The following is a 3,312-nucleotide window of genomic DNA, read 5'->3' as shown; positions in this document are numbered from 1 at the left end:
TCGTCATCTACGGGATGATGGCGAATGTCTCGATCGGCTCGCTTTTCCTCGCGGGCATCCTGCCCGGCGCGCTGATGACACTGCTGATGATGGCGACGGTCGCGGTCTTCGCCCGCATGCGGGGCTGGGGATCGGATGCGCCCTTCGCGCTCGCGAAAATCGGCGGCGCGATGATCGAGGTCGCGGTGGTCTTCATGTTCCCCGCGGCCGTGATAGGGCTGGAATATGCCGGGATGTCGCAGAACGGGGCGATTTTCAGCGCACTCGGCGTGGTGCTGCTGCTCGATTACATCTTCAAGTTTTCCGCCGTGATGGCGCTGATGACGCCGGTCATCCTGATCGGCGGCATGGTGCTGGGCTGGTTCACCCCCACGGAAGCGGCCGTGGCCGCGGTCATGTGGTCGCTCTTCCTCGGGCTCGTGCGCTATCGGTCGATGACCATGCGCAGCCTCGCGAAGGCGACCTTCGACACGATTGAAACCACGGCTTCGGTGCTGTTCATCGTCACGGCCGCCTCCATCTTCGCCTGGCTCCTCACGGTATCGCAGGCGGCGCAGGCTCTGTCGGGGCTGATCTTCGCGATCACCGACAACAAGTGGGTGTTCCTGATCCTCGTGAACCTGCTGATGCTCTTTGTCGGCTGCTTCCTCGACACCATCGCGGCGATCACCATCCTCGTGCCCATCCTGCTGCCGATCGTGCTGAAGATGGGCATCGATCCCGTGCATTTCGGGCTGATCATGGTGCTGAACCTGATGATCGGGCTCCTGCATCCACCGCTCGGCATGGTGCTCTTCGTGCTCAGCCGCGTGGCGAAGCTCTCGGTCGAGCGCACGACCATGGCGATCCTGCCCTGGCTGGCACCGCTTTTCGCGGCCCTGCTGCTCATCACCTTCATCCCGGATATCAGCCTGTGGCTGCCGCGCTATCTCGGGATGATCAAATGAGCACGGCCTTCGCCGCCACCCTCTTCGGGCCCGAGGACCTGCGCTATGTCGAGCGCGACATCGGCCCGCTCGCCTCCGGCATGGTGCGCGTGGAATTCGGTGCCGCGGGCATCTGCGGCTCGGACATGCACTATTTCCGCCACGCCCGCTCCGGCGATTTCCGGATGACCGCGCCGCTGGTTCTCGGCCACGAGATCGCCGGGACGGTGGTCGCGATCCATGCCGAGACGGGCCTGAAACTGGGCCAGCGCGTGGCCGTGAACCCCTCGCGCTGGTGCGGCACCTGCCCGGCCTGCCAGGCGGGCCGCGAGAACCATTGCGAGAACATCTACTTCATGGGCTCGGCCTCGAAGACCCCGCATATGCAGGGCGGCTTCGCGACGCTGTTCGATGCGATCCCCGCGCAATGCGTGCCCATTCCCGACCATGTGAGTTTCCGCGCGGCGGCCCTCGCCGAGCCGTTGGCCGTCTGCCTTCACGCGGTGAAGCGCGGCGGTGACCTCAAGGGGCGCTCGACGCTGGTGATCGGGGCGGGGCCCATCGGCCTTCTCACGCTGCTTGGCGCGAAAGCCGCCGGTGCGGGAAGCCTCGCGGTGGCCGATCTCGCCGCTGCTCCGCTGGCGCTCGCGGCGCAACTTGGCGCGCAGGAAACCTTCGATCTCTCGGCCGATCCCGAGGCGCTGAAGCGCAAGGGCGCGTTCTGCGATGTCGTCTTCGAGGCCAGCGGTTCCCCCCAGGGCCTTGCCTCGGCCATCGGTGCGGCGAAAAAGGGAGGCATCGTTGTGCAGATTGGCAATCAACCCTCCGGCGACATCCCCTTTCCCGCCAATCAGGTCATGTCGAAGGAAATCGACCTGCGTGGCACGTTCCGCTTCGGCACGGAATTCATGGATGCCGTCCGTCTGATTTCCGAAGGCAAGGTGCCGGTCGAAAACCTGATCACCGCCGAACTGCCGTTGAGCGAGGCGCCTCGGGGCCTGCGGCTTGCGTTTGATCGCAGCCGGCAGGTCAAGGTCATCCTCACGGCCAACATCTGAAGGCATATCCATGGAACAGAGCTGGCGCTGGTTTGGCCCCGACGACCCCATCACGCTGCCGCAAATCCGGCAGGCGGGCGCCACCGGCATCGTCACGGCGCTCCATCACATCCCCTATGGCGTGGTCTGGAGCGTGGAGGAAATCGAAAAGCGGAAGGCGCTGATCGCGGCCGAGCCGGGCCTCGGCTTGCGCTGGAACGTGGTGGAAAGCCTGCCGCTGCACGAGGATATCAAGCTGGGTCAAGGGCCGCTCGACCAGCATTTCGATGCCTACCGGCAATCGATGTGGAACCTCGCGGCCTGCGGCATCCGCACGATCTGCTACAATTTCATGCCGATCCTCGACTGGACGCGCACCGATCTCGCCTACCCCATCGCTGGTGGCGGGCGTGCCCTCCGGTTCGATGCCGTGAAGTTCTGCGCCTTCGATTGCTTCATGCTTCAGCGCCCGAACGCGGAGGCTGACCACGCGCCGGAACTGATCGCTGAGGCCAGGACATGGCATGATGCTGCCAGCGAGAGCGAGAAATCAGCGCTTCTCGTCAACATCAATGCAGGCCTGCCCGGCGCTTACGAGCGCTACGACATTCCCGGCTTCCGCCGCATCCTCGATCGCTACAAGGGCATCGGGCGGGAGGAACTCCGCGCGCATTTCGCGCGTTTCCTGCGCGAGGTCATCCCTCTCGCGGAGGAACTGGGAATGCGGTTCGCGGTGCATCCGGATGATCCGCCCCGCTCGCTCTTCGGCCTGCCGCGCATCGTTTCCAATGGCAAGGATCTGGCCTTCATCACCGGTGCGGTGCCCTCGCAGGCCAATGGCGTCACTTTCTGCTCGGGCTCGCTGGGGGCCGGACCGATGAACGATGTGCCGGCGCTGGCCAGGCGGTTTGCACCGCTCATCCATTTCGCGCATCTCAGGAACGTGGCGAAGGACGCCGACGGCTCCTTCATGGAAGCGGAGCACCTTGGCGGAGATACCAACATGGTCGCGCTGATGCAGGCGCTGCTGGCCGAGCAGCACAGGCGGAAGGATGAGGGGCGCGAAGACTGGCGCATTCCCTTCCGGCCCGACCATGGCCATGAATTGCTGGAAGACGTGGGTCGCAAGACTCACCCTGGCTATCCTTTGATCGGGCGCTTGCGCGGGCTCGCGGAACTGCGCGGCGTGATGCGCACGGTCGACGCGTTCCGCGCCGGCCGCGTGCAGTAATCGAGGGGCGTCAGACGCGGCGCGGGCGCATCGCCTGATCGCTCGGCACGATCATCTTGCCGACGGGCCAGAGGGCGAGCCCTGCGAGCTTCAGATGCGCCCAGGCGAAGGGGATGCC

At 65.3% G+C, this 3,312-nt stretch carries 4 protein-coding genes; 3 read left to right on the top strand and 1 reads right to left on the bottom strand.

Going from position 1 to position 3,312, the window contains the following annotated elements; translation table 11 throughout:
* From ACKODO_RS09795 to uxuA, 3 genes are all read left to right on the top strand, one after another.
* On the top strand, positions 1–947 hold a 947-nt coding region (locus ACKODO_RS09795), incomplete at its 5' end, for a TRAP transporter large permease (RefSeq protein WP_408983254.1).
* Positions 944–1,984, top strand: coding sequence for an L-idonate 5-dehydrogenase (locus ACKODO_RS09790; protein ID WP_408983253.1), 1,041 nt, complete (start codon positions 944–946; stop codon positions 1,982–1,984). The genes ACKODO_RS09795 and ACKODO_RS09790, both read left to right, overlap by 4 nt.
* A 10-nt stretch (positions 1,985–1,994) precedes the next feature.
* Entirely contained in the window at positions 1,995–3,194 is a 1,200-nt protein-coding gene (uxuA, locus tag ACKODO_RS09785) for a mannonate dehydratase (protein ID WP_408983252.1), read from the top strand.
* 10 nt (positions 3,195–3,204) lie between these two features.
* Here the strand turns inward: uxuA and ACKODO_RS09780 are convergent.
* The coding region (locus tag ACKODO_RS09780) for a YccF domain-containing protein (protein ID WP_408983255.1) at positions 3,205–3,312 on the bottom strand (108 nt) is incomplete at its 5' end.

Source organism: Rhabdaerophilum sp., from assembly GCF_046092605.1.
In the GTDB taxonomy this organism is placed as follows: Bacteria; Pseudomonadota; Alphaproteobacteria; order Rhizobiales; family Beijerinckiaceae; genus Rhabdaerophilum.
Note: the sequence above shows the minus strand (reverse complement) of the source record. Positions and strands in the feature narration are given on the sequence as shown.

Excerpts from the sequence above, each read along its gene's own strand:
- ACKODO_RS09790 (WP_408983253.1), top strand. The coding sequence starts at position 944 with ATGAGCACGGCCTTCGCCGCCACCCTCTTCGGGCCCGAGGACCTGCGC.
- uxuA (WP_408983252.1), top strand. The coding sequence starts at position 1,995 with ATGGAACAGAGCTGGCGCTGGTTTGGCCCCGACGACCCCATCACGCTG.